This is a genomic window from Pseudomonas parakoreensis (assembly GCF_021602155.1).
GTDB lineage: Bacteria > Pseudomonadota > Gammaproteobacteria > Pseudomonadales > Pseudomonadaceae > Aquipseudomonas > Aquipseudomonas parakoreensis.
In genome coordinates this window covers 1-1,464 of sequence record NZ_BQHY01000056.1, presented here as the reverse complement: position 1 = coordinate 1,464, position 1,464 = coordinate 1, and the positions used below count along the sequence as shown (strand labels likewise).

Here is a 1,464-nt window from a genome sequence, read left to right as displayed (position 1 = left end):
TGGTAGCGTAGTAATGCGTGGCGCCGCCGGTGGGATCCGGCACCTTGCCGTCGATCACTTGATCAGCAGCGATTCGGCATTGCGCCAGCTCGCGAAACGGGATTTCCTTTACGCCGATCAGGAACTGATAGTTCGGGTCAGTCTTGTTCCAGCAGCTGAACTGGTAAGGCTTCTGGCACACGCCGGCGTAGCCCTCGCCCCACCACGAATTGGTCTTGCCATCGAACACGCGGTTGCGGATCGTCCAGGCCACGGCTACTTGTCCGGCCGGGCCTTCACCTCGGGCCTCGCCCCAAAGCGTGCGGGCAAGGATGTCGCGATCTTTTTCGGTTACAGGCATCACTTTTCTCCAGGCAAAAAAATACCCGCTCAATGGCGGGTGGATTCGAAAACCGGCAGTTATGAACTTGGCTCAATCGCGCTGATTCGGCTTTCAAGTTGTTTATTTCTCAACGAAAGCTCTTGCACTGCACCAACCAGATAGGAAACGAGACCGAGTGAGTCGAGCGAAAGAATTGAGGTGATATTGTCCTTCGTTTCGCCCTCGATGATCTCGCCAGTCACCAGCGCTGAATCCGATACCATTACATCTTGAGCGATGAAACCTCGTTTTATGCCGGACTGAGCAACCGGCCCACGCTGTGAAAATCTGTAGGTAACCGGCCGCAGTGACTCAACTAGCGAGAGGTCGCCAGAGGTATCTTGAACGTAAGTGATTTCCTCCTTTATGCGCTCATCCGACGCGGTGTACTGAATCGTGCCAGTGTTAGTGCCATCCACCCACACCTGCATGCCGGAACCCCAAAAGAGATTCCAAGTACTCGAATTGGCCGTACCGCCGTTACTTGAGCGATACCCAGGGGGGAAAAACGTGGCGCTAGAGATAAAATATCCGGCGCTACTGGACAAAGTTGCAGCATTATTCAACCGCAGAGTTGCAACGTTGGCTGCCGAGCCAGTCTGCACAGCGCCTGTCATCCTGGGGTCGTTGCCAGCGGCGACAGTTCCAGCACCCGTGCCAACTTCCAGAACAGCCGCACTACCCAATCCGAGGCCAGTTCGCGCGGCCGCCTGTGTTTTCCCTCCCGTACCACCTTGAGACACAGAGAGAGCTGTAGTCATCCCTGTAATGGAGGTGATATCGCCGTTCGCGCCAGACTTCGCCGCCTCCAGCGTGGCGCGTGCCGCTGGTGCGTCCGTGTCATTCAACAGCCCTTCGATGAAAACGGAAAGATCGGTTATGCCCGTGCCGCCCTTGCTGGGAGGCAAAATGTCGTAGTTCCCAGTAGTCCCGAGCGCCGCCAGCTTCTCGCCGTAGTCATTGAGGATGGCGCGCACCTGGTCGGACAGATCCTTCTGGTAGCCCTGTACCGGCATGATCGAGTAGAAGCCGCCGGCCGCTGTCGGGCCTTCGTAGTTGGGCGAGATCGACAGAGCCGTATTGCTGGCGATGTTGGTCACCTC

Annotated in this window: 2 protein-coding genes; both read right to left on the bottom strand. The window is 57.0% G+C overall.

Annotation, left to right across the window (positions count from 1 at the left end; genetic code table 11):
• On the bottom strand, positions 1-340 hold a 340-nt coding region (locus tag L6D63_RS28315), incomplete at its 3' end, for a cell wall hydrolase (protein ID WP_236170509.1).
• A gap of 59 nt (positions 341-399) precedes the next feature.
• Positions 400-1,464: tail fiber domain-containing protein (locus L6D63_RS28310; RefSeq protein WP_236170508.1), on the bottom strand; the 1,065-nt coding region annotated here is incomplete at its 5' end.